22 protein-coding genes are annotated in these 24099 nt (G+C 68.8%); 15 read left to right on the top strand and 7 right to left on the bottom strand.

Going from position 1 to position 24099, the window contains the following annotated elements:
- The first annotated feature begins 1 nt into the window (after nt 1).
- The 6 genes from lysA to NQK81_RS32915 all read left to right on the top strand — a co-directional run bounded on the left by lysA (nt 2) and on the right by NQK81_RS32915 (nt 7764).
- Nucleotides 2–1435, top strand: coding sequence for a diaminopimelate decarboxylase (lysA, locus tag NQK81_RS32890; protein ID WP_126732635.1), 1434 nt, complete (start codon nt 2–4; stop codon nt 1433–1435).
- Between the two features lie 3 nt (nt 1436–1438).
- Complete coding sequence (locus NQK81_RS32895; protein ID WP_185927075.1) at nt 1439–2749, top strand: homoserine dehydrogenase; 1311 nt, start codon at nt 1439–1441, stop codon at nt 2747–2749.
- Entirely contained in the window at nt 2746–3807 is a 1062-nt protein-coding gene (thrC, locus tag NQK81_RS32900; RefSeq protein ID WP_257484572.1) for a threonine synthase, read from the top strand. The genes NQK81_RS32895 and thrC overlap by 4 nt, the downstream gene beginning before the upstream one ends.
- Nucleotides 3804–4685 (top strand): homoserine kinase, encoded by an 882-nt coding sequence (gene thrB / locus NQK81_RS32905; protein ID WP_257484573.1) that lies wholly within the window; start codon nt 3804–3806, stop codon nt 4683–4685. Before thrC ends, thrB begins: the two co-directional genes overlap by 4 nt.
- A 419-nt stretch (nt 4686–5104) precedes the next feature.
- Nucleotides 5105–7084: a transcription termination factor Rho gene (gene rho / locus NQK81_RS32910; protein WP_257484574.1), complete on the top strand. Its 1980-nt coding sequence runs from the start codon at nt 5105–5107 to the stop codon at nt 7082–7084.
- 137 nt (nt 7085–7221) lie between these two features.
- The gene (locus NQK81_RS32915; protein WP_257484575.1) at nt 7222–7764 is read left to right on the top strand and encodes an AAA family ATPase; all 543 of its coding nucleotides are present in this window, start codon (nt 7222–7224) and stop codon (nt 7762–7764) included.
- Between the two features lie 58 nt (nt 7765–7822).
- Here the strand turns inward: NQK81_RS32915 and NQK81_RS32920 are convergent, their stop codons facing one another.
- Nucleotides 7823–8359, bottom strand: coding sequence for a CHAP domain-containing protein (locus NQK81_RS32920; RefSeq protein ID WP_257484576.1), 537 nt, complete (start codon nt 8357–8359; stop codon nt 7823–7825).
- Between the two features lie 222 nt (nt 8360–8581).
- Here NQK81_RS32920 and rpmE point away from each other — a divergent pair, with 222 nt between their 5' ends.
- Nucleotides 8582–8809, top strand: coding sequence for a 50S ribosomal protein L31 (rpmE, locus tag NQK81_RS32925; RefSeq protein WP_007028345.1), 228 nt, complete (start codon nt 8582–8584; stop codon nt 8807–8809).
- An 81-nt stretch (nt 8810–8890) separates the two neighbouring features.
- Complete coding sequence (prfA, locus tag NQK81_RS32930) at nt 8891–9961, top strand: peptide chain release factor 1 (protein WP_126732640.1); 1071 nt, start codon at nt 8891–8893, stop codon at nt 9959–9961.
- Between the two features lie 104 nt (nt 9962–10065).
- On the opposite strand, the gene NQK81_RS32935 is transcribed toward prfA, so the two are convergent.
- Nucleotides 10066–10803 carry a hypothetical protein gene (locus NQK81_RS32935; RefSeq protein WP_257484577.1) on the bottom strand — a complete coding sequence of 246 codons (738 nt, stop codon included), beginning with the start codon at nt 10801–10803 and terminating at the stop codon, nt 10066–10068.
- 156 nt (nt 10804–10959) lie between these two features.
- Between NQK81_RS32935 and NQK81_RS32940 the strand changes: the two genes are divergently transcribed.
- Nucleotides 10960–12771: a hypothetical protein gene (locus tag NQK81_RS32940; protein WP_257484578.1), complete on the top strand. Its 1812-nt coding sequence runs from the start codon at nt 10960–10962 to the stop codon at nt 12769–12771.
- A gap of 13 nt (nt 12772–12784) precedes the next feature.
- Here the strand turns inward: NQK81_RS32940 and NQK81_RS32945 are convergent, their stop codons facing one another.
- From NQK81_RS32945 to NQK81_RS32965, 5 genes are all read right to left on the bottom strand, one after another.
- On the bottom strand, nt 12785–13216 hold the full coding sequence (locus tag NQK81_RS32945) for a GtrA family protein (RefSeq protein WP_257484579.1): 432 nt from the start codon (nt 13214–13216) through the stop codon (nt 12785–12787).
- Nucleotides 13213–14193: a glycosyltransferase family 2 protein gene (locus tag NQK81_RS32950; protein ID WP_257484580.1), complete on the bottom strand. Its 981-nt coding sequence runs from the start codon at nt 14191–14193 to the stop codon at nt 13213–13215. Before NQK81_RS32950 ends, NQK81_RS32945 begins: the two co-directional genes overlap by 4 nt.
- 100 nt (nt 14194–14293) lie before the next feature.
- Nucleotides 14294–15559, bottom strand: coding sequence for a mannosyltransferase family protein (locus NQK81_RS32955; protein ID WP_257484581.1), 1266 nt, complete (start codon nt 15557–15559; stop codon nt 14294–14296).
- 106 nt (nt 15560–15665) lie between these two features.
- Nucleotides 15666–17102, bottom strand: coding sequence for a glycan biosynthesis hexose transferase WsfD (gene wsfD / locus NQK81_RS32960; RefSeq protein WP_257484582.1), 1437 nt, complete (start codon nt 17100–17102; stop codon nt 15666–15668).
- 76 nt (nt 17103–17178) lie between these two features.
- Nucleotides 17179–17949 (bottom strand): alpha/beta fold hydrolase, encoded by a 771-nt coding sequence (locus NQK81_RS32965; RefSeq protein WP_257484583.1) that lies wholly within the window; start codon nt 17947–17949, stop codon nt 17179–17181.
- Between the two features lie 59 nt (nt 17950–18008).
- Between NQK81_RS32965 and NQK81_RS32970 the strand changes: the two genes are divergently transcribed.
- From NQK81_RS32970 to NQK81_RS32995, 6 genes are all read left to right on the top strand, one after another.
- Nucleotides 18009–18356, top strand: a complete 348-nt coding sequence (locus NQK81_RS32970; RefSeq protein ID WP_126732644.1) for a MerR family transcriptional regulator — start codon at nt 18009–18011, stop codon at nt 18354–18356.
- A 7-nt stretch (nt 18357–18363) separates the two neighbouring features.
- Nucleotides 18364–18912: an HD domain-containing protein gene (locus NQK81_RS32975; protein WP_126732645.1), complete on the top strand. Its 549-nt coding sequence runs from the start codon at nt 18364–18366 to the stop codon at nt 18910–18912.
- A gap of 84 nt (nt 18913–18996) precedes the next feature.
- Nucleotides 18997–19863 carry a peptide chain release factor N(5)-glutamine methyltransferase gene (prmC, locus tag NQK81_RS32980; protein WP_034308966.1) on the top strand — a complete coding sequence of 289 codons (867 nt, stop codon included), beginning with the start codon at nt 18997–18999 and terminating at the stop codon, nt 19861–19863.
- 128 nt (nt 19864–19991) lie between these two features.
- Entirely contained in the window at nt 19992–21977 is a 1986-nt protein-coding gene (locus tag NQK81_RS32985; protein ID WP_257484584.1) for a M6 family metalloprotease domain-containing protein, read from the top strand.
- A gap of 84 nt (nt 21978–22061) precedes the next feature.
- Complete coding sequence (locus NQK81_RS32990; RefSeq protein WP_192743229.1) at nt 22062–22712, top strand: L-threonylcarbamoyladenylate synthase; 651 nt, start codon at nt 22062–22064, stop codon at nt 22710–22712.
- Between the two features lie 189 nt (nt 22713–22901).
- A complete protein-coding gene (locus NQK81_RS32995) occupies nt 22902–24053 on the top strand; it encodes a glycosyltransferase family 4 protein (RefSeq protein ID WP_126732648.1) in 1152 nt (383 codons plus the stop codon).
- The last annotated feature ends 46 nt before the right edge of the window (nt 24054–24099 follow it).

A 24099-nucleotide genomic window follows, 5' to 3' on the forward strand; every position in this document is an offset into this window, starting at 1 on the left:
AATGGCTCACCCCGCGGGCCCCCGCCACGCCGACGTCTACCCCCACGCCGACGCCTCCGGTTTCCCGCCGTCGAGTCCCGAAGAACTCGACAGGCTGTACCCGAAAGTCTGGCCCCGCAACACTTTCCGCGGCGGTGACGGCGTCGTCCGCATCGCCGGTGTCGACGTCCGCGAACTCGCCGAGAAGTACGGCACGCCGCTGTTCGTCGTCGACGAGGCCGACTTCAAGTCCCGCTGCGCCGACTACGCCGAGGCGTTCGACGACCCGGCGCTCGTGCACTACGCGTCCAAGGCGTTCCTCTCCATCGAGATCGCCCGCTGGGTGGCCGAGCAGGGGCTGAGCCTGGACGTCTGCAGCGGTGGCGAGCTCGCCGTGGCGCAGCGCGCGGACTTCCCGGCGGAGCGGATCACCTTCCACGGCAACAACAAGTCGCTGCCCGAGCTGGAAGCCGCCGTCGAAGCGGGCGTCGGCACGGTCGTGGTCGACTCCTACTACGAGATCGCGCGGCTGGCCGACGTCGCCGCCCGGCACGACGTCGTGCAGAACGTCCTCATCCGGGTGACCGTCGGCGTCGAGGCGCATACGCACGAATTCATCGCGACCGCGCACGAGGACCAGAAGTTCGGTTTCTCGCTGGCTTCCGGTGACGCGGCCGAGGCCGTGCGCCGCGTGCTCAACGCGCCGTCGCTGAAGCTGATCGGCCTGCACAGCCACATCGGCTCGCAGATCTTCGACGCCGACGGGTTCGAGGTCGCCGCCCGCCGCGTGGTCGGCCTGCTGGCCGAACTCGCCAAGGAGCACGGCACCGAGCTGCTCGACCAGCTGTCGATCGTCGACCTCGGCGGTGGTTTCGGTATCGCCTACACCGACAAGGACAACCCGCCGCCGCCCGCGCAGATGATCACGCAGATCCGCGAGATCGTCCGCAAGGAATGCGAGTACGCGGGCCTTCCGGTGCCGAAGATCGCCGGCGAGCCGGGCCGCGCCATCGCCGGCCCCGGCACGATCACGCTGTACGAGGTCGGCACCATCAAGGACGTCTCGCTCGGCGACAAGGCCGCCCGCCGCTACGTCAGCGTCGACGGCGGCATGAGCGACAACATCCGCACCGCGCTCTACGACGCGGTGTACGACTGCCGTCTCGTATCCCGGTCCGCGGACGACGACGGGGACGGCCAGGCCGCCGCCGCGCTGTCCCGGGTCGTGGGAAAACACTGTGAGTCCGGCGACATCGTCGTCCGCGACTGCTGGCTCCCGGACACCCTTGCTCCCGGCGACCTGCTCGCCGTGGCGGCCACCGGGGCGTACTGCTACTCGATGGCCAGCGGGTACAACCGGCAGCCGCGGCCCGCGGTGGTGGCCGTGCGCAACGGCAGCGCCCGCGTGCTGCTGCGGCGGGAGACGACGGACGACATGCTGCGCCTGGAGGTCTAGCAAGTGTCTACTGTGGACGAACGCGTGATCAGGGTCGCCCTGCTGGGCTGCGGGACGGTCGGCGGCGAGGTCGTCCGGCTGCTCACCGAGCAGGCGGAGGAACTCGCGGCCAGGGCGGGCGCCAGGGTGGAGCTGGCCGGGATCGCGGTGCGGCGCCCCGACAAGCACCCCGAGCTGCCGCCGGAACTGGTCACCTCCGACGTGACGAAGCTCGTCACCTCCCCGGACGTCGACGTCGTCGTCGAGCTGGTCGGCGGTATCGAGCCGGTGCGGGAGTGGCTGCTCGACGCGCTCAAGGCCGGGAAATCCGTTGTCACGGCGAACAAAGCGCTGCTCGCCGAGCATTCCGCGGAGCTGTTCGAGGCCGCCGACGCGGCGGGCGCCGACCTGTACTTCGAGGCGGCCGTGGCCGGGGCGATCCCGTTGCTGCGCCCGCTGCGCGAATCGCTGGCCGGAGACCGCATCACCCGCGTGATGGGCATCGTCAACGGCACCACCAACTACATCCTCTCCGCGATGGACTCCACCGGCGCCGGTTACGCGGAAACGCTGGAAGAGGCCAGCAGGCTCGGCTACGCGGAGGCGGACCCGACCGCCGACGTCGACGGGTACGACGCGGCGTCCAAGGCCGCGATCCTCGCCTCGCTCGCGTTCCACACCCGGGTGACCGCGTCCGACGTGCACCGCGAGGGCATCGCCGACGTCACCGCGTCGGACCTCGCCGCGGCGAACGTGCTGGGCCGCACGGTGAAACTGCTCGCCATCTGCGAACGCGTCACCGCCGACGACGGCACCGAATCCGTTTCGGCGCGCGTGCATCCGGTGATGATCCCGCGCAACCACCAGCTCGCCGGGGTCGGCGGCGCGTACAACGCCGTCTACGTCGAGGCCGACGCGGCCGGTGAGCTCATGTTCTACGGTCAGGGCGCCGGTGGCGCGCCGACCGCGAGTGCCGTGCTCGGCGACCTCGTCGCGGTGGCTCGGAACCGGGTCGTCGGCGGACGTGGCCCGCGCGAATCCGCGCACGCCGCGCTCCCGGTCAGGCCGATGGGCCAGACGCCGACGCGGTACCACGTCAGTCTCGACGTGGCCGATCGAGCGGGCGTCCTCGCCCAGGTGGCCCAGGCGTTCGCCGGGCACGGCGTCAGCATCGCCGCGGTGCGGCAGCGCGACGCGAACGACACGGCCAGCCTGGTCGTGGTCACCCACCTGGCGCCGGACGCGGCATTGCGGTCCACTGTGGACGACATTGCCCAGCTCGATGTGGTGAACCAGGTCGTCAGTGTGATGCGGGTGGAAGGCGAAGACCAGTGATTTCCCAACCGTGGCCGGGGATCATCCAGGCTTATCCGGACCGGATCCCGGTCCCTTCCGGCGCGAAGGTGATCACGCTCGGCGAAGGCAACACGCCGCTGCTGCCCGCCCCGCACCTTTCCGAACTCACCGGGTGCGAGGTCTACCTCAAGGTCGAGGGCGTGAACCCGACCGGGTCGTTCAAGGACCGCGGGATGACCGTGGCCATCACGCACGCGCTCGCCAGCGGGCTCCAGGCGGTCATCTGCGCCTCCACCGGGAACACCTCGGCGTCGGCCGCGGCGTACGCGGCCCGCGCCGGGCTCACCTGCGCGGTCCTCGTCCCGCAGGGCAAGATCGCGATGGGCAAACTGGCGCAGGCCGTCCAGCACGGCGCGCGGATCCTGCAGGTGGACGGCAACTTCGACGACTGCCTCGAACTCGCGCAGAAGACCGCGATCGACTACCCGGTGACCCTGGTCAACTCGGTGAACCCGGTGCGCATCGCCGGCCAGAAGTCGGCCGCGTTCGAGATCTGCGACGTGCTCGGCCGGGCTCCGGACATCCACTGCCTGCCGGTCGGCAACGCGGGCAACATCACCGCCTACTGGGCCGGGTATTCCGAGTACGCGGGCGACGGTGTGGTGAAGAACACCCCGCGGATGTTCGGCTTCCAGGCGGCCGGTGCCGCACCTCTCGTGCACGGCGAGCCGGTGGCCGATCCCGACACCATCGCGACCGCGATCCGCATCGGCAGCCCCGCGTCCTGGGACGGCGCGATGAAGGCGAAGAACGCGTCCGCCGGCCTGTTCGAGGCGATCACCGACGAGAAGATCCTCGAGGCGTACCGGCTGCTCGCCCGCAAGGAAGGCGTGTTCGTCGAGCCCGCTTCGGCGACCAGCGTGGCGGGCCTGCTCGCCACGGCCGCCGACGGGCGCCTGCCGAAGGGTTCGACCGTCGTGTGCACCGTCACCGGACACGGCCTGAAGGACCCGGCCACGGCGCTGGAGGGCAACGTCGAGGTCGAGCCGCTCGCCGTCGACCCGACCGCCGTCGCCGCCGCGCTGGACCTGCGATGACGCTGATCGAGGTCAAGGTCCCGGCGTCGTCGGCCAACCTCGGCCCTGGCTTCGACTCGCTGGGCCTGGCGCTGGCGCTGTACGACCGGGTCGAACTCCGGCTCACCGACGCCGGCCTCAAGATCGAGGTGATCGACGTCGGCGCGGGCGGGGTGGAGGACGTCCCGACCGACGAGTCGCACCTGGTCGTCCGTGCCTTCCGGCGGGCGTGCGAGCACCTCGGCGTCCGGCCGCCGGGCCTGCATCTGCGCTGTTTCAACGCCATCCCGCACGCTCGCGGTCTCGGGTCGTCCGCGTCCGCCGTCGTGACCGGTGTCGCGGCGGCGTACGCGCTGGCTGAGAAGGCCCTGGACGACGACGCGCTGCAGCTGGCCGCCGGGTTCGAGGGGCACGCCGACAACGCCGCGGCGAGCCTGCTGGGCGGCTTCGTGGTGGCCTGGACCGAGGGCGAGCGGTTCCGCGCCGAACGGCTCCAGCCGCACCACGACATCCGGCCCGTGGTCGCCGTCCCGGCGCTGCGGTCCTCGACCGACGCCACGCGCGGGTTGCTTCCCGCCCAGGTCCCGCACGCCGACGCGGCGTTCACGGCGGGCCGCGCGGCGCTCGCGGTCCACGCGCTCACCTCGCGCCCGGACCTGTTGCTCTCCGCGACCGAAGATCGGCTCCATCAGCACTACCGGGCGCCCGCGTACCCGGCGAGTAGCGAACTGGTGCGCGCGCTGAGGGCCGAAGGAGTGGCCGCGGCCATCTCCGGAGCCGGTCCCACCGTGCTCGCGCTGACCACCGGCGGAATACTCCCGGCTGGCGTCGACGTTACGTCTTTCGACGTCACCGAGCTGCCGATCGATCCGGGCGGCGTTCAGGTTGCGGCTCAGTAAAGCCTCGGTCACATGCGAGAGCCTCGCCCCGCCACGCGGGGGGTGGTTGTTGCACCCGGCCGTGGCGCGGTCTACCCTCGGGGGCGTTCGATCACCGTGCGTTTCCGCACCCGGTGCCGGTCCAGGTGACCAGTGTCATCCTTGGCCCGCATCCTTCGTTGATCCGCCAGTTCCGTGCACCGCCTGGCAAGCGGGGAGTAGCGGATGGACGCAGGCGGGTTCCCGGTTCCGGCGGTGCCGAATTCCGCTTCCTCCGTTTGGAGGACGCAAATCCCTGTGCTGGAGGCCTTCTAGCTGTGTTCAACACGGCCGAGGAGCTGATCGCCCGTATCGGGGGCCAATTACGCCGTTTCGCAATCGGACGCGAGCGGCGGTCCGCTGATCCACCTGGAGGCGTGGATCGGTCAGGAAGGACATTTGTGAGCAACACCGATCTTTTGAGCGACGTCGAAGGTGGCGCCGCCGAGTCGAACGGCGCCGTGGCTCCCAAGCGCACGGTCGGCGGATTGACCGGCAAGACCGTCGCCGAGCTGCGCTCGATCGCTGGGGACCTTGGCATCGGCGAGACCACGGGTATGCGCAAGGGCGATCTGATCGCGGCCATCCGCGAGCGCCAGGGCAAGACCAAGCGCAAGACCCCCGCCGCGGCGAGCGAAACGCTTCCGCTCGAGGGGATCGATGCACCGCGTAAGGCCCCCAAGGCCGAAGCGCCCAAGCAGGAGGCCCCGAAGCAGGAGGCCCCGAAGGCCGAAACGGCTCCGGCCGAGGCTCCTCGCGCCGAGAAGGCCGAGAAGACCGAGAAGGTCTCGGAGAACGGCTCCGCGCCCGCCGCCGAGCGGCCCGCGCAGCAGGAGAACGGGACCCAGCAGGACGGCCAGCCGCAGCAGGAAGAGGGCGGCCGCAACCGTCGTCGCCGCGGCTCCAACCGTGCCGCGGGTTCGCCCGAGCAGGGCGGTCAGCAGCGTGAGCGCGGTGACCAGCGCGAGCGCGGCGAGCGTGGTGACCAGCGTGAGCGTGGTGACCGCGGCGAAGGCGGCAACCGTCAGGGCAACCGCGACGGCCGTGGCCAGGACAACCGCCAGCGCAACCAGCAGGGCGGCGGCCAGGACAACAGCCAGCGCCAGGGCCAGGGCCCGCAGGGCGACGACGACGAGGAAGGCGGCCGTCGCGGCCGTCGCTTCCGCGACCGTCGCCGCCGTGGTTCCGGCGGTGGCCGTGAACAGGGCGGTTCGCCCGACACCGAGATCCGCGAGGACGACGTCCTGCTGCCCGTCGCGGGCATCCTGGACGTGCTCGACAACTACGCGTTCGTGCGTACCTCGGGCTACCTCGCCGGGCCGAACGACGTGTACGTCTCGCTTTCGCTGGTCCGCAAGTACGGCCTGCGCCGCGGTGACGCCATCACCGGTGTCGTGCGCCAGCCGCGTGACGGCGAGCAGCAGCGGCAGAAGTTCAACCCGCTGGTGCGCGTCGACTCGATCAACGGCCTGGACCCGGACGAGTCCAAGCGTCGTCCCGAGTTCACCAAGCTGACGCCGCTGTACCCGAACGAGCGGCTGCGCCTCGAGACCGAGCCGCACAAGCTCACCACCCGCGTCATCGACCTGGTGATGCCGGTCGGCAAGGGGCAGCGCGCCCTGATCGTGTCGCCGCCGAAGGCCGGCAAGACGACGATCATGCAGGACATCGCGAACGCGATCTCGACGAACAACCCCGAGTGCCACCTGATGGTCGTACTCGTGGACGAGCGTCCGGAAGAGGTCACCGACATGCAGCGGTCGGTGAAGGGTGAGGTCATCGCCTCGACCTTCGACCGCCCGCCGTCCGACCACACCTCGGTCGCGGAGCTGGCCATCGAGCGGGCGAAGCGCCTGGTCGAGATGGGCCACGACGTCGTCGTCCTGCTCGACTCGATCACCCGTCTGGGCCGCGCGTACAACCTCGCGGCCCCGGCGTCCGGCCGGATCCTCTCCGGTGGTGTCGACTCGACGGCGCTGTTCCCGCCGAAGCGGTTCCTCGGCGCGGCGCGCAACATCGAGAACGGCGGTTCGCTGACGATCTTCGCCACGACGATGGTCGAAACCGGGTCCACCGGTGACACGGTCATCTTCGAAGAGTTCAAGGGCACCGCGAACGCGGACCTCAAGCTCGACCGGAAGATCGCCGAGCGGCGCGTGTTCCCCGCGGTGGACATCAACCCGTCCGGTACCCGCAAGGAAGACCTGCTGCTTTCGCCGGACGAGCTCGCGGTCACCCACAAGCTGCACCGGGTGCTGCACGCGCTGGACTCGCAGCAGGCCATCGACCTGCTGATCTCGCGTCTGCGCAAGACGAAGACCAACATCGAGTTCCTCATGCAGGTCTCGAAGACGGCCCTCGGCTCGAACGACGACGACTGAGTTTCGTTTCGTAAGTACATGAAGGCCCCCTTCCTTGCGCCTAGCGCAGTGAAGGGGGCCTTCACGTACTTCAGGCGGGCCTCGTGAGTGCCCCGCGTGTTGCGAAAGCCACTTTCGCAACGTTGTAGGTTGCGAAAGTGGCTTTCGCAACACCGGTGCCGGGCCGGGTCGTCGTGTACGGGGTCACCGGTTCGGGCAAGTCGACGCTGGCGCGAAAGCTCGCCGAGCGGACCGGGCTGCCGTGCCATTCGGTCGACGACGACCTCGCCTGGCAGCCGGGTTGGGTGCCCGTTCCCGACGACGAGCAACGGCGCCGGATCGGCGAGCTGGTCGCGGGGGAGCGCTGGATCATCGACGGCATGTTCGCCAAATGGCGTGACATCGCCTTGCCCCGTGCCGAACTGATCGTCGCGCTGGACTATCCGCGCTGGGTTTCGCTGAGCCGTCTGGTGCGCCGCACCGTGGTGCGTTGCGTCACCCGTCGCCGGATCTGCAACGGCAACGTCGAGACACTGCGGGGCATGCTCTCCGGCGACTCGATCATCGTGTGGCACTTCCGCTCGTTCGCGCGTAAACGGCGCACCATCCGCGGTTGGGTCGCGGACCCGGCGGTGCCGGTGGTGCGGCTGACCTCGCCGCGCGCGACGCAGCACTGGCTTGCGCAGCTGGGTAGCGCGTGAAGGCCCCCTTCCCTCGGCTCAGCGAAGGGAAGGGGGCCTTCACGCGCTACCCGAGGGCTCAGCGGTGCGGAACCGCCGCAGGAGTCCAGCCGCGGTAGTTGTTGAAGTAGTGCACGCTCGACGCGTGGCCGATCTTGCCGCCGATGCTGGTGGCGTAGATCCCGCCGGAGCCGTCGGCGATGCCGACGTGACCCCACTGGCTGATGTTCCAGTACACGAAGGAGCCCTTCGGCGGCGTCCCGGTCGTGTGCTTCGGGCTCGCGCCGTTCCAGTGCGCGTTGGCCGAGGCCCAGACGCCGGTGGTCCCGTACGCGTTCTCGACGGCCTTCTCGCAGAGGCCCTGGTACGCGGTGGAGCCCATGCGGTTCTTGAACCACTGGACGGCACCGGCGGGCGTGCCGTCACCGGCGCCCTGGATGGCCAGGTCGCCGTCGGACAGGGTGGTGAACGTCCCCGCGGCCGGGTTGATGTCGGCGGCGGTGATGGTGGCGCCCGCTTCAGGGGCCGCCCCGGCGGCCGGGGCCATGGCGAGGGCCGCGATGGCCAGCGCGGCGACGGAGGCCGGCTTCGCCACCTTGGCGAGGATGCTGCGCATGATCAGTACCTCCTGTTGAGGAATCACCAACAAGAGGAGTTTCGCGTGATCAAGTACAAATTTCGTACAACCGGGTGTCGATAGTTGATAACTCAACGTAATGGAATACGCCGGGGGAGGGGTGCGTTGACGCCACTGCCAGCACATCTGGCAAAATCATCCGCTGAAGTCCGGCACCGGTTCACCCCGCACGGGGACCCGGGGCCAACGAGAGAGGACACCATGAAGAGCGGTATTCACCCCGAGTACGTCGTCACGCACGTGAACTGTGACTGTGGCAACGAATTCACCACGCGCAGCACCAAGACCTCCGGCAACCTCCACGTCGAGATCTGCTCGAACTGCCACCCGTTCTACACCGGCAAGCAGAAGCTCATGGACACCGGCGGCCGCGTCGCGCGCTTCGAGGCTCGCTACGGCAAGCGCAAGAAGGCCGAAGACGCCAAGTAGCTTGAACGACGGCGCCTACCCGCATGTCCGGGTAGGCGCCGTTTTTCATGGTTCTATCAGGGTCCGTTGAGAGGTGGAGTGGTGGATTCGAGTTCGCTGAAGGGTCTGCTCGAAGAGCACGCCCAGCTGGAAGAGCAGCTGGCCGACCCGTCCGTGCACGCCGACCAGGCGCGCGCTCGCAAGCTCGGCCGCCGGTACGCGGAGCTGAGCCCCGTCGTCAAGACGGTCCGCGAGCTCGACACCGCCCGTGACGACCTCGAAACGGCGAAGGAACTGGCGGCGGAAGACTCGGCCTTCGCGGCCGAGGCCGAAGAGATCTCCGCCAAGATCCCGGTGCTCGAAGCCAAACTCACCGAACTGCTCCTGCCGCGCGACCCGTACGACGGTTCCGACGTGGTCATGGAGATCAAGTCGGGTGAAGGCGGCGAGGAGTCGGCGCTGTTCGCCGGCGACCTGTTGCGCATGTACCTGCGCTACGCCGAGCGTCACGGCTGGAAGGCCGAGGTGCTCGACTCGGTCGACTCGGACCTCGGTGGCTTCAAGGACGTCACCGTGTCCATCAAGAGCCGGTCCGCCGAGGCCGACGGCGTCTGGGCGCGGCTGAAGTTCGAAGGCGGGGTGCACCGCGTGCAGCGCGTGCCCGCCACCGAATCGCAGGGCCGTATCCACACCTCCGCGTCCGGCGTGCTCATCTACCCCGAACCCGAGGACGTCGAGGTCGAGATCGACCCGAACGACCTGCGGATCGACGTCTACCGCTCGTCCGGCCCCGGCGGCCAGAGCGTCAACACGACCGACTCGGCGGTGCGGATCACGCATATCCCGACCGGCGTGGTCGTCTCGTGCCAGAACGAGAAGTCGCAGATCCAGAACCGGGCCCGCGCCCTGCAGGTGCTGCAGGCCCGCCTCCAGGCGATCGCCGAGGAGGAGGCCGCCGCGAAGGCGTCGGACGCTCGCCGCTCGCAGGTCCGCACCGTCGACCGCTCCGAACGGGTCCGCACCTACAACTTCGCCGAGAACCGCATCGCCGACCACCGGGTGAACTACAAGGCGTACAACCTGGACCAGGTCCTCGACGGTGATCTCGACGGCGTGCTGGACGCGCTCATCACCGCGGACCGCGAAGAGCGGCTGGCCGCCCACGCGGGCTGATCCTCGCGACCGCGCCACGCTCCGGCGACCATGTCGCGAAAGCCACTTTCGGGACATCAGGCGTCGCGAAAGTGGCTTTCGCGACGCTTTTCCCTGGGGGAACGTCAGCCCGGCTCGGTGTGGAACGGGTCGTCCTCCAGTCCGGTGTGGACGGCCCGGACGGACATGTTCACCTGGGACAGCTGGGCGTTCACCTCGTTCGTGACCCGGCTGAGTGCCTCTTCCCCGGTTTCCCCGGCTATGGCGGGGAAGGCCGACAACAGCACCGCCTCGCACGGTCCCGCGGCCGTGGTGATCCGGATCAGCGAGGCCGTGAGGTCGTTCGCGGGCCCGCCGCACAGGCGCACGGCGGCCCGCAGATCGCCGGTGGGGACGTACAGGTGTACCCGGGTGATGACATCGGTCGCCGCGCGCGGGGTGAAGTCGTACCGGGGAACGTAGGTCGGTTCACGCGGATCGGTTCCGCCGACCGCCGTCATGAGCGAATAGATGGTGCGACCGTCGACTCGGGCGTCGTCGGCGTCGTAGCTTCCGTAGAGACCCGTCCGCGGCGTTCCGTGTATTTCGAAGAATTCCGCATTCAGGCCGAAATGGAACAGTGCGGGTAACGCGGCACGCTGCAGAGTTTCGGCGGGTTCCTCACCGTCCGCGGGCGGAGTGCGATAGCCGACCGAGAGTGTGTACCCGGTCCTGCCGCCCTCGGGGATCGCCCGGCAGATCTCCAGCTCGGTGGCCTCGAACTCGTCGATGAAGCGTTCGCCGAGGGCCGTGGCCGCGGCGAAATCGTCCGTTTCGACATGTACGGAGATGGTCGTGACGACCGCTGTCTCCGGGAGATCCATGACCATTTGTTCTCGGGCCCTTCGGCGGTGGCAGGTCCGTGCAGCTTAACCGGCGGTGCGAAAACGGATTCACCATCCGCGTGATCGGTGCTTGGTAATCGAGTACGGTTGTCGGGTACTGAATCGGCTGAATCGCGCCGAACCCCGGACGACACCTTGCCGGGCAATTCTTTGGGGGCTTCTTTGCTGTGCGAGATCATCGAGGGCGGGGCGGCGACGCCTCCTGTCGCCGAACGAAGACGCTGGCCGCGGGCGGTCATGATCGTCGGCGGAATCCTCCTGTTGAGCGCCGCCGTCGTCGCCAGGATCGGCCGGTTCGGCTTCAACCCGAGTGACCAGGGCTTCATCCTGGCGCAGACCTGGCGGGTCCTCCACGGTGAAATCCCCCAGGTGGACGTCCTGGCGCCGCGTCCCTTCGGGTCGGCGTACCTGCACTTGATCGACTATCTCGTCCCGGCGCCGCTGATGATCGGTTCGAGCTGGGTGATGATGGTCCAGCTGACCGTCGCCACCTTCGCGCTCGTGGCCTTCCTGACCGGGACATCGCCGCTGACCTGGGGGCCGCTCCGGCTCGGTCTCGTCTTCGCCGCCGCGCTGATCAGCTTGAACACCTACCCGACGATGGCGTGGCATACCGTCGACGGTGTCTTCCTGGTCGCCGTCGGCCTTTGGCTCCTCGACGCGGGACTTCGCGCCGGTTCGAGGTGGCAGCGCCGGCTCGGGCTGTTCTGCCTGGGTTTCGCGGTCATCGTCAAGCAGAGCTTCATGTTCGCCGTGCCGATCGGGCTGCTGATCCTGTTCTTCCACCCGGCCGGACGGTCCGGTGGCACTCGCCGGTGGCGCCCGATGGTCGTCGACGTCCTCGTGCTCGGTGCGGCGCCGCTGCTGTACTTCGGCATGATCACCCTCGCCGGCGGGCTTCCCTCGGCGATCGCGCAGCTGACCGGAAGCACCGGGGCCTGGGGAGAAGGACTTGTCCGGTTTTGGGCGTCGGATCTCGGCCGGCTGCGCGCCGACCCGCGAACGTACGTGCTACCGGTCCTGCTGGGCATGGTGGTGCTCGCGGTCGCCTGGACGTCGAGGGCCCGGTGGGGCGTCGCGGGACGGGGGCTGCGCGTCGTGACGGCGGCCTGCGTGGTGGCCGTGGTCGTCTTCGTGCTGGTCGACGGCGCGTTCGCCCATGCCGGGGCTTGGCAGCTCAAACTTCTCTGGATCTTCGTCGCCGCCGCCGTGCTGGACGCGGTGATCCGCAGACGGCTGCCGTGGCAGTACCTGCTCGTCGCACTGCTGGGATGGATGGCCAGCCTGTCCTGGGGCTATCCGCTGCCGGGGTTGATCACCGGTGTTCTCGTACTCGGCACGCTGGAAGTGGTGGCGCTGGCGGTACGCGGCGATCTGCCGGAGATCCGCGGAGTCGCCGCCGGCGCGATCGGTGCGGTCGTGTTCGTCCTCGTCGCGGCGCAGGTCGTCGCCGCCCATGACAAGGCGCCGTACGCGGACCGGCCGCAAGGAGAGCTGACCCGCGCTCTCGGCGACATCGTGCCGACGATGCGCGGGGTCCGGACGAACCCCAGTGCCTACACCTACGTCGCGCAGATCCGCGACTGCATCGACCGCTATCCGGCCACCCGGGTGGCCGTCCTGCCCGACAACGCGTTCGTCGCGCCCGTGTTCGGGGTGCGGAACCCCTTGCCGATGGACTGGCCCGTCCCGATGGAGGTGACCGGTGACGCTCCACAAAGGATGGTCCAGGCGGCGGAACGCCTCAATGGGGAAGGCGACTACCTCATCCTCTTCCAAACCGTCCTGACGGCCTCGCTGATCGATGCCGGTCCGGTTCCCGCCGCCGTGGCCCCCGACGCGCACACCTTCGACTACACCCCCGTCGTGGAGCGAGTGCGGCAGACGCTGAACGGGGCCAGGGTCGGCTGCGGGAGTTTCGTCGGTTCCTGGGCGCCCCGCCGCTGAACTCCGCGGTGGTTCAGGCCGGCGGACCGGGCTGGACCACCGCGGCGGGCTCGGTCGCCGCGTGCCGGAAGACGACCTTCTTGTACAGGACGTAGTTCCACACCATGCCGACCGCGATCGCGCCCAGTTTCGGGATGAGCACGTTGATCCCGGGGAAGAGCTTGGTGACCGCGAAGATCACCGCGGCGTGGACGACCCACAGGCCGAAGGCCGTCACGGCGAAGAAGAGAACGGCCTGACGCCGGATGTCGCCGTCCTTCGCGCGGAAGGTGAAGTTCCGGTTGAGCGTGAAGCTCAGCAGCATGCCCGCCGTGGTCGAGATGAAGTTCGCGACGAACATCGGGACGCCGAGCGTCGCCAGCAGGGCATAGCCGAGCGCGTCGACCGCGGTGTTGAGCACCCCGACGACGCCGAAACGCACCTGGGTGGCGCTGATCGGCTTCACCGGGCGACTTGCCCGGCGTCGACGGGCGAACCGGAGCGGACCGACGCGATGCCGTAGAGCGGGCGGTTCTGCACCTGTGAATAGGTCCGGCCGATGTAGCTGCCGAGTACCCCGAGCATGATGATCTGGATACCGCCGAGGAAGAACATCGCGGCGGTGATGAAGGCCCAGCCCGGAACGGCGGTCGTCGGCGCGAAGAGCTTGACCCCGAGCACGTACAGGATGCCGAGGAAGCTGAGCAGCGAGATCAGGTAACCGAGCCGGGTGATCATCCGCAGCGGCGCGACGGAGAAACCGAGGATGCCGTCCGCGGCGAAGCGGAGCATCTTGCGCAGGGGATAACCGGTCACTCCCGCGTGCCGCTTGTCCCGGTCGAACAGGACGGCCGTCTGCTTGAAACCGATATAGCTGATAAGCCCGCGCAGGAACCGGTCCTGTTCGCGGTACTTGCGCAGTTCGTCGACGACCTTGCGGTCGATCAGCCGGAAGTCGCCGGTGTTGCGGGGAATCTCGACGGACGCCATCTTCCGGAGGAACCAGTAGAAGGCGCCGGCGGTGAGCTTCTTGAACATCGAATCCTGGCGCGAGCGGCGCTGCGCATAGACGACGTCGAAGCCTTCTTCCCATTTTTCGATCAATTCCAGCGCCACCCTCGGCGGGTCCTGCATGTCGCTGTCCATGATGATCGCGGCGTCCGCGTCCACCAGGTCGAGCCCGGCGGTGACCGCCATCTGGTGGCCGAAGTTGCGGGAAAGTTCGATCACGGTGACCCGGGCGTCGCGCCGGCTCAGCGCCGTGAGCAGGTCCATCGACCGGTCGCGGCTGCCGTCGTCGACGTAGATGAAGCTGAAGTCGTACTTGCCGGCGAGCGGCGCCATCGTCTCGTCCACCGTGCGGTGGAGGAGTTCGATGTTCTCTTCCTCGTTGTAAATGGGAAAGATGAACGCGATCCGGCGTCTGTCGTGGTCCGCGGGCATTGGAAACCCCCGTTGCGATTTCTGGAGAAGGCGGTGAATGGGTTCACGGCCGAGGTGGGTTGATTCTAGGAGGTCGGGCGGAGGTGACTCTTCCGGGTGGTCAGCCGGACCAATGACCGGCGACGAAACGGAGGAAGATCGCGCCGCAGATCAGCGAGTTGAGGTACATCGTCGCGTACACCACACCGCGCAGGTTCGGGCGGCGTTCGGCCAGCAGCACCAGTGCGAGGTACATGACCAGGCACGGGAGCAGGTACCGGTGCACCGAGACGACGTTGCTGTTGAGCGTCAGCATCACGAAGGAGGCGATCCCGAACAGCGCGAGCGGCAGGCCTTTCGACCGCAGCGCGACGAAGAAGTAGACCGAAGCCGCCAGGAGCAGGAGCAGGCCGAGCATGGGCAGCGCGTGACTCAGCAGCGTCCACGCGTCCATCGGCTTCACGCCGACCAGCGCGCGGAAGGTGATCTTGAGTTCCGTGTACGTCGTTTCCACGATGTTCGGGTTGAACTTGTGGTACGACCAGGTGCTCGCGCTCTTGAGCGCGGTGAAGCTCGACATCGCGCTGCCGGTCTCGATCTTCATGTAGAGCATGTGCGCGGCGAGGCCGAGGTACGCGGCGGGGAACCAGAGGATGGGCCAGGACAGCAGGCCGCGCGGCTTCCAGTCCGCGGATCGCCAGAACTCCAGGAAGCACAGGCCGACGAACACCGCGGCGGTGATCCGCGACGCGGTGAGCGGGATCAGGCAAAGGCCCATCCACAGCCATTGCCGTCGTAACGCGAACAGATACGCCCAGAAGCCGAGCGCGCAGAACACCGCCTCGCTGTAGAACGAGTGCAGGAAGAAGGCGGCGGGCGCGGTCAGGAACGCGGCGACGACCAGCCAGTGCGAGCGAGGGGAGTTGAGGAAGAACCGGGCGATCTTCAGCAGGGCCACGCCCGCCAGCCAGGTCGCGATCAGGTTGACGATGAACCCGGCCGTGAGCAGGCCGAGGGTGCCGAAACTGAGGGTCTTGACCAGCCACACGCAGATCGGGAAGACCGGATAAAACGCTCGTACCGGCACATAACTGCCCGTGTAGGCGTGTTCGGCGATCTCGCCGTAGTTGCCGGCGTCCCAACGGTAGGTGTGGGAGAGCAGGCTCCATGTCGAACCGATGCCGGTCTTGGGGATGCCTTCGCTCGACGGAGTGGACGGGCCGAACAACCACGCCACCGCGGTCAGCGCCACGTTCCAGGCCAGGACGACCAGGAGCACCTTGCCGTAGTCGCCGGCGAGCCAGCCGAGGATCCGCTCGCGACCGGTTCTTCGCTCGCTCGACGCCGCGGGCACCCTGGTGGGGCCCGCCGTGATCATGTCGGTCATGACTGAATTACTACAGGGACGGCCCGACCAGGCCTTACCGGGGTGCCGATGCCGGTGAGCGGGACACGACCGGCTACCCGCCCGCGATTGTCCGGATAACGCCGATTCAGGAAGCCGCGGTCGCCGGTTCCTTGGTTTCGGACTGCTTTTCGGGGTCCGATTCGTCGTTTCGACGCGGAAGGAACGAAAGCGCGGCGAAGGCGCCGGCGAGGAGGGTCGGGAAGATCGTCAGCTGCTGGTGCTTGATGTTCTCGATCCCTTCCGCGAGGCCGGCGACCAGGAACTGGCCCATCGCGAACAACAGGAACGTGAGCACCACCAGACCCACGTCGCGCCGCCCGACGCGCTTGCGGAAGGCGCGGAGCCCCGCCCAGCCGATGAGCAGCCAGATCGGCAGCAAGGCGAACAGTCCCAGCGGCGCGATCCAGCCGGTGATCCCGGACAGGACGGGGACCCGGTACTCCTTGGCCAGCGGCGGCTGGCCGGCGTGCTCGCCGAAGCTGCCGAGGTTCGGCACGCGGGCCGTCAGCGTCTCCTGCGCGGAGCGGTGCAGCATCTGGACCACGCGGACCGGGTGTTCGAGGTAGTACTGGGCGATGTTGCGGCGGCTGATCTTGTCCCGGTACTTCGGGTAGTCGGGGGACGACCACGCCCCGTTGGCGCTCCACCAGCCCGTGCCGACGTACGCCGCGAACTCCGGCGGGAGCCCCAGCGCGGCGAGGTCGCCGGCGGTGTCGTGTTTCCCGTCCACGATCCCGTTGAACACGACGTGGTAGGTGTTGATCTCGCGGTATTCCGCGTTCGCCGGGTCGCCCGTGCTCTGCATCAGCGCGGTGCCCGTGCCGACGACGGCCAGCACGGCCAGCGGCAGGGCCCACCGGGCGAGGCCGCGGCTGCCCTCCGGCCGGACGAACAGCATCGCGAGCGCGAACAGCGGGATCAGCAGCAGCGTCTGCGACTTCGCGTTGATCCCGATCATCGCGCCGAGCACGGTGACGGCGGCGCCGGCGTAGCGCCACGGCCCGGTGCGGTGCATGAGCAGGAGCCCGCCGGCGAGCAGGAGCATCCCGAGGAAGGCGGCGCCCTCGCTCAGCACCGAAGCGAAGTAACCGAAGAAGGCCGAGTCCGCCACGACCAGCAGCAGCGCGACCGTGGCGATGACGCTGTTCCGGACCGAAAGGCGCAGGCCCGCCACGACCGCGGCGATCCCGCCCGCGACCAGCAGGCAGCCCAGTACGCCCAGCACCAGCAGGTTCAGGATCGCCGACGAGCCGAGCCACTGCCCGATCTCGCTGGCGAGCTTGTCGATCCAGGTCTGGCTGGAGATGTACGCGCTGTCGCAGGCCGGGGCGGGGCCGTACGAGAAGCGGACGAAGTATTCGGAGGGCCGGTCGAGCTCGCGGGCGCCGAGCCGGCACAGGATGCGCCAGCCGTCGCCGTTGTCCGCCATGCCGATGGGGCGCGGAACGAGGAAACGGACGAGCAGCACGCCCAGCGCGGCTGAAAACACGCCGAAGGGCAGCCCGATCTCCCGATACCTCATCCGGGCCACCATAGAATATCGGCCGAAGTGATCGACTCGGCACCCTCTGTGTGCTAAGGCGACGCCTGGTGGACCTCTAGATCCTCACGGCGAGGAACTTCTGGATCACACCGAGCCACTCGTCGCGGGCCTCGGCGCCGATACCGTGCCCGGCCTCGATCTCGACCAGTTCGGCGCCGGGGATCCCGGCCGCGAGTTCGCGGGAGTGGACGGGCGGGGCGAGGCCGTCCAGTGTCGTGGCGACGACGAGGGTGGGGACCGAGATCCCGGCCAGTTCGGCGCGGGTGTCGACGTTCGCGACCAGGCCCACGTGTTCGGGGCTGCCCTCCGGGATGAATCCGGCGAGCCCGTCGATGGCGGCTTCGAGCTCCGAGGGCGTCAGCGCGTTCAGGTGCTTCTCGCCGGTGGCGGCGAAGGTGAGGAACTTCGCCAGCAGCTTCCGGTCGCCGTCCAGCAGTTCGCGCCAGATGTCGACGGCCAGCAGCAGCCGGTTGTCCGGTTTCGTGAACCCGGCGGTCAGGATGAGCCCGGTGACCCGCCCGGGGTGCCGGGTCGCGGCGCGGACGGCGACTCCGGTGCCGAGCGAGTAGCCCAGGATCGCGAAGCGTTCGAGGCCCGCGTCGACGGCGATGGAGACCAGTTCGTCGGCGACGGCGTCGAGGTCCAATGGCTCGGTGCTGCGCGGCGTGGCCCCGGAGCCGGGGTAGTCGGGGCCGACGACGGTGTGGGTGCGGGCGAGGTCGTCGAGGATGCTCCCGAAGTTGCCCTCGATGCTGCCGCCACCGCCGTGGGCGAGCAGCAGGCCGGGACCGGAACCGCGGACGACGTGCGCGAAATGATTCGTCATGCCGGCGACGTTAGGTACTGACATCGATGTGAAGGTCAAACTCGGATGACGGGGGTCACATGCTGATCGGCGAGCTGTCCCGGCGGACCGGCGTGAGCCAGCGGTTGCTTCGCTATTACGAGGAGCAGGGGCTGCTGGTCTCGCGGCGCGACTCCAACTGCTACCGCAGCTTCGGCGAGGACGCGGTCACCACGGTGCGGCAGATCCGTGCCCTCCTCGCGGCCGGGCTGAGCACGCAGGTCATCGCCAAAATGCTTCCGTGTGCCACGGGTGAACTGCCCGAGCTGGACATGTGCCCGACCGTGGTGGCGGAGATCCGGCGCGAACTGGCCGAAATGGACGACCGCATCGACACCCTCCGGCAGCGGCGCGGGACACTGGCCGGATATCTCACCGCCGACGCGTAGGAGAATTGTGGAAGCCCTGGCCAGATTCGGGTTCGAACTGGGTGTGCTCAAGCGGATCCGGCGGGCCGGGTGGTGGCAGGCGGGGGTCCGCGATCCCGAATCGGTCGCCGAGCACACCATGCGGGTGGCGCAGCTGGCTGGTCTGCTCGCGGCCGAGGGCGGCGCCGATCCGGCGAAGGCGGCGTATCTCGCGCTCTGGCACGACACGCAGGAGACGCGGACCGGCGACCTTCCGCACACGATCAAGGGTTTCGTCGAGAAACCGGATCCGCGCGCGATCACCGCCGCGCAGACGTCGTCGCTTCCCGATGCGGCGCGTGACTCGGTGCGCGACGCCGTCGACGAGTACGAGTCCGCCGAAAGCCCGGAGGCGCTCTACGCGCGCGACGCGGACAAGCTCGAGATGTTGCTTCAGGCCGTCGAGTACCGCGATGTCGGTGTACGGAACGTGGACGAGTGGATCGCTTCGGCGACGAAGAGCCTTCAGACCGACCTTGCGCGGCGTGTGGCCGAAGCGGCGCTGACGTTGTCGTCGCTCTCGTGGCGGGTGAGGTGAAAGGAATCGATACCCTGGGCCCGCGTGTATCGACCCCGGCACGCGTGCCTCGTATGTCAGGCTTGACTCTGTGAAGGAACACCAGTGAACCGGCAGCCGTTGCGCCTCGCCATCATGGAAGCGACCCGCATCCTCACCGAGGCCGGTGTGGCGTCACCGCGTTCGGACGCGGAACTGATCGCCTCCCATGTCCTCGGCGTCGAACGCGGCCGCCTGCCGATGGTGCCGCTGGTGGACCCGCCCGTCATCGACGCGATCGGCCAGCTCGTGAACCAGCGGGCCAAGCGGATCCCGCTGCAGTACCTCACCGGCTGGGCCGCGCTCGGCGACATCACGGTCAACGTCGGCGCCGGGGTGTTCGTCCCGCGGCCGGAGACCGAACTGCTCCTGGAATGGGGCCTCAAACTGCTGCACGGGCGCGAGTACCCGGTCGTGGTCGACCTGTGCACGGGATCGGGCGCGCTCGCGCTGGCCGTGCAGCACGCGCGGCCGGACGCCGTCGTCTACGCGGTCGACATCGACGCGCAGGCGCTCGCGTGGGCCCGGCACAACGCGGACGTGCACGCCGACGCGGGGGACACGCCCATCCGCCTGTACTCCGGCGATGTCGCGGACAGCACGATGTTCGCCGAACTTGACGGGCTCGTCGATCTCGTCCTGTGCAACCCGCCGTACGTCCCCGAAGGCACGCCGGTGCCGACGGAGGTCGCCGAGCACGACCCGCCGCGGGCGGTGTTCGCGGAGGAGAGCGGGCTGGCGGTGATCCGGCACGCGATCGCCGCGGCCGCGCGCCTGCTGCGGCCCACCGGCGGCATGGCGATCGAGCACGACGACACGCACGGTTCCGCCGTCCCGGCGCTCGTGCGGGCGCGACGGGTGCTGACCGACGTCCAGGGACACCTCGACCTCGCCGGACGGCCACGTTTCGTCACCGCCCTGCGCGTTTCCTGACTCCTTCCTTCCGAAACGCGGGGATAGTTAGCGAGACTCACGACTTCCGGCGGTGCCCAGGACGAAGCCCGCCTCCTAACGTCGATCACGGCCGCCTCTTCGGCGGTCCGACTGGGAGGTGTACCCCGATGCGATCGTCTCTCCGACGAACCCCGCTCAGAACACTCGCCGTCCTCGCCACCGTCGCGCTGCTGCCGGGTCTGGTCGCCCAGCCCGCGTCCGCCGCGGTGCCGGTGCACGGCTGGCCCGCCCCGATCGACGGGTCGACCTGGGAGAACCAGGACCACATGACGTGGGACGACTACCGCAAACCGCCCGGCACGAACTGGGCCGACCCCGCGCTGAAGCCGACGAAACGGACGTTCAAGGGCGCCGTGGTGCTCGCGGACTATCCGGATCAGGAGTTCGCGGTCACGCAACCGGCGCATTCGACGGTGTTCGGCAACCCCGGCCCCGCCGCGAGCGACATTCCGCGAGCGAACGTCGCGAAGTTCTACCAGGACTTCCTGAACAAGCCGCAGGCGATCAACCGCGGCCACACCATCAACGAGTACTGGATGGAGGACTCCGGCGGCCGGATGGGCGTCGACCTGACCGCGTTCGGGCCGTACCGCCTGCCCGGCAAGTCCTTCGAATACGGCATGGAGTTCCAGCCCGACGCCTGCCCGCCGGACGCGAACTGCAAACGCGACCTGCGTGCCGACGCGGGCGCGGCCTGGAGGGCGGACGTGGGTGACGTCGCCAAGCAGTTCGACTTCGTCTTCTATCTTTCCGCTGGTCAGGACGAGAGCGCGACCTGGCAGGAATTCGGCGTGATGAAATTCGGCGAACCGGGGAACGTGCCCGACGAATTCGGCCCCGGTGTCGCCGGAATGCCGAACGCCGCGTCCACCCGGTACGTTCCGTGGACGTCGTGGAAATCGGCGGCGAGTATCTGGCCGAACGCGGTCCCCGGTTCCTCGACCCAGGCCGAAAGCTCGGGCCAGGCGGTTTACGCGCACGAATTGAGTCATATCCTCGGCATCGGCGACAATTACAACAACCCGTTCGGCGCTCCGCCGTCCAGGACCTACACCGGTCCGTGGGAGATGATGTCGCGCGGCAGCTTCAACGGTCCCGGCGGACCGCACACGCGCTGGCAGATCCCGGCGATCCAGGGCGGCTCGATGGGATCGCACCACATGCTGCGCACCAAGATGAAGCTCGACATCATCGACCAGGAAGACGTTCTCAAACTCGACCGGAACTCGCTCGCCACGACCGGTCCGGTCTCGGCGAGGATCACGGCGCGTTCGGTCCTTCCCGGACAGGGCGCCTACAGCGGCATGAACATCGCGCTGACCGGCGGGGACCTTTCGCCGAAATGCGACCGGTCCAAGGATCCGTTCTGCGACGGCGGCGGATACCACAATTACACCGTCGAGGTCGTCGACCGGATGGGCAGCGATTCCTTCGCCCCCGATTCCGGTGTCATCATCGCGAAGACGAAGAACCAGGACAACGCGCCGTTCGAATGGATCGTCGACGCGAATCCGGCCGACATCGGCATGACCGACTACAAGAAGCCGGACGGCACCCCGGTGCCGATCACGATCGGCGACTACCGCCAGCTCAACGACGCGGCGTTCAAGGCGGGCACCGGTTCCGCGAGCAAGTACGAGTACACCGACGAGGCGAACAGGCTGAAGTTCCTCGTCTCGGACGTCGAGCGCGACCGCAAGGGCGTGCTGTCCTACGTCGTCACGGTGGCTTCGCTCGACGGCGCGGGCTCGCGGGCCAGGGGCGTTTCGCTGTGGCCGTCGGCCCCGGCGTTCGCCAAGCAGGGCCTCGCGAGCTGCTCGTTCCCGGTGCTCAACACCGGTGACGGTAAGGGCGCCGTGGCGCCGTACGACACCGACACCTACCGCCTGAGCGCGTCCACCAACGCGAAGGGCTGGGAGGTGCGGCTGCCGAACGAGCTGTCCACCGTCCCGTTCGGCAAGCGGTCTTCGGCGACGGCGCACGCCAAACGGGCCGCGGGCGGTGACCACGTCGCGCATATCAAGCTGACCGCGACGTCGATCGCGGATCCGGCGAAGACGGCGACGGCGTTCTGTACCGCGTTCGCGTTCTGATCCAGCCCACCTCGTGAGTGGCAAGGACGGTTAGAACCGTCCTTGCCACTCACGAGGAAAGGGACAGGGCTACCCTCAGGGGCCATGAGCGCGGTGTACGACTGCAGCAAGCATGAATCCCGGGCCGACGGGCTCGCCGCGGCGGCGAGCGCCGTGCGCTCGAGCCGTCTCGTCGTCCTCCCGACCGACACGGTCTACGGCATCGGCGCGGACGCCTTCGACAGCGGCGCCGTCCAGTCCCTGCTCCGCGCGAAGAACCGCGGCCCGGACATGCCGGTCGGCGTCCTGGTCGGCTCCTGGTCCACAGTGGACGGACTCGTGCTCGGCACGCCGCCGCAGGCCCGCGCGCTCATGGAGGCGTTCTGGCCCGGCGACCTCTCCATCGTCCTGCCGCACGCGCCGAGCCTGCAGTGGGATCTGGGGCAGTCACGCGGAACGGTGATGCTGCGGATGCCGCTGCACCCGGTCGCGCTGGAACTGCTGCGGGACGTCGGCCCGATGGCGGTCTCCAGCGCCAACGTCTCCGGGCAGCCGCCGGCTTCCACCGCGCAGGAGGCCGTCGACCAGCTCGGCGACAGCGTCGCGGTGTACCTCGACGGCGGATCCACCGGGGAACCCGTCCCGTCCACGATGGTCGACCTCACCGGCGACGACCCGGTCATCCTGCGGGAGGGCGCGGTCAGCCGGGCCGCCGTCGCGGAGGTGCTGGGCGTGCCCGCGGAGTCGCTCGCCTAGCCGTCACGCGTGATCGGACGGACGTCACGTGTGATCGGACGGACGTCACGTGTGATCAGGCGGACGACACACGTGATCGGACGGACGACACGCGAAGCGGGGCGTGGTGACAGCAGGACCGTTGGCCGCCGTATCCCCCTGACGCGGTAGCGTGTTCGAGTGACTTGGACCTCGGTGGCGTAACGCATCATGCCTCCTACGCAAGGCCTCCCGATCCGGGAATACCTCCTCGTCGCCCTCACCGCGGCGGCCGTGACCTTCCTGCTCACCGGCGTCGTGCGCCGGGTCGCGATCCGGATCGGCGCGATCGCCAACCCGCGGGCCCGCGACGTCCACGTCACCCCGATCCCGCGGATGGGCGGTATCGGCATCTTCCTCGGTGTCGCCGCCGCGATGGGGCTCGCGCACCAGCTGCCCGCGCTGAGCCGCGGTTTCGACTTCTCCTTCGACTCGCTGGGCGTCCTGCTCGCCGCGGGCGTGATCTCCCTGATCGGCGCCCTCGACGACCGGTTCGAGCTGGACGCCTGGACGAAACTGGCGGGCCAGGTCATGTGCGCCGGGATCCTGGTGATCTTCGGTGTGCAGTGGGTGTCGTTCTGGGTGCCGTGGGGCGGCGGTGGCGAATCCTTCGGCCAGGTCCTGGTGCTGGACAAGAACCAGGGCGCGCTGCTGACCGTCGTGCTGGTGGTCGTCATGGTCAACGCGATGAACTTCGTCGACGGCCTCGACGGGCTCGCCGGCGGTCTGGGTTTCATCGCCGCCGCGGCGACGTGCTCCTTCTCCCTCGGCCTGCTCGACTCCTCGGGTGGCGACGTCGGCGCGTACCCGCCCGCCCTCATCGCCGCCACGCTCGCCGGGGCCTGTCTGGGCTTCCTGCCGTACAACTTCCAGCCCGCGAAGATCTTCATGGGCGACTCGGGTTCGATGATGATCGGCCTCATGCTGGCGGGCGCGACGACGTCCGCCTCGGGCCGCGTGCCGTACCCGCAGTTCAGCGGCAAGGACGCGCTCGCGCTGCTCTCGCCGCTCGTCGTCGTCGCCGCGGTGCTGTTCGTGCCGATGCTCGACCTGATCATGGCGGTCGTCCGCCGCACCCGCCGCGGTGAGAGCCCGTTCGCCGCGGACAAGATGCACCTGCACCACCGCCTGCTGGAGATCGGTCATTCCCAGCGCCGCGCGGTACTGCTCATCTACTTGTGGGCGGGCCTGCTCGCGTTCGGCGCCGTTTCGGTCACGCTGTTCGACAGCGCCGCGGTCTTCTGGATCGTCGGATTCGGCTTCGTGCTGGCGACCCTGGTGTCGATCGTGCCGCGGCTGCGGTCCCGGAACCGGACCGCCTGAACCGCCCGCGACGGCGCGGGCCTACACTGGCGGGCTGAGACGACCA

It is taken from the genome of Amycolatopsis roodepoortensis (genome assembly GCF_024628825.1).
GTDB lineage: Bacteria > Actinomycetota > Actinomycetes > Mycobacteriales > Pseudonocardiaceae > Amycolatopsis > Amycolatopsis roodepoortensis.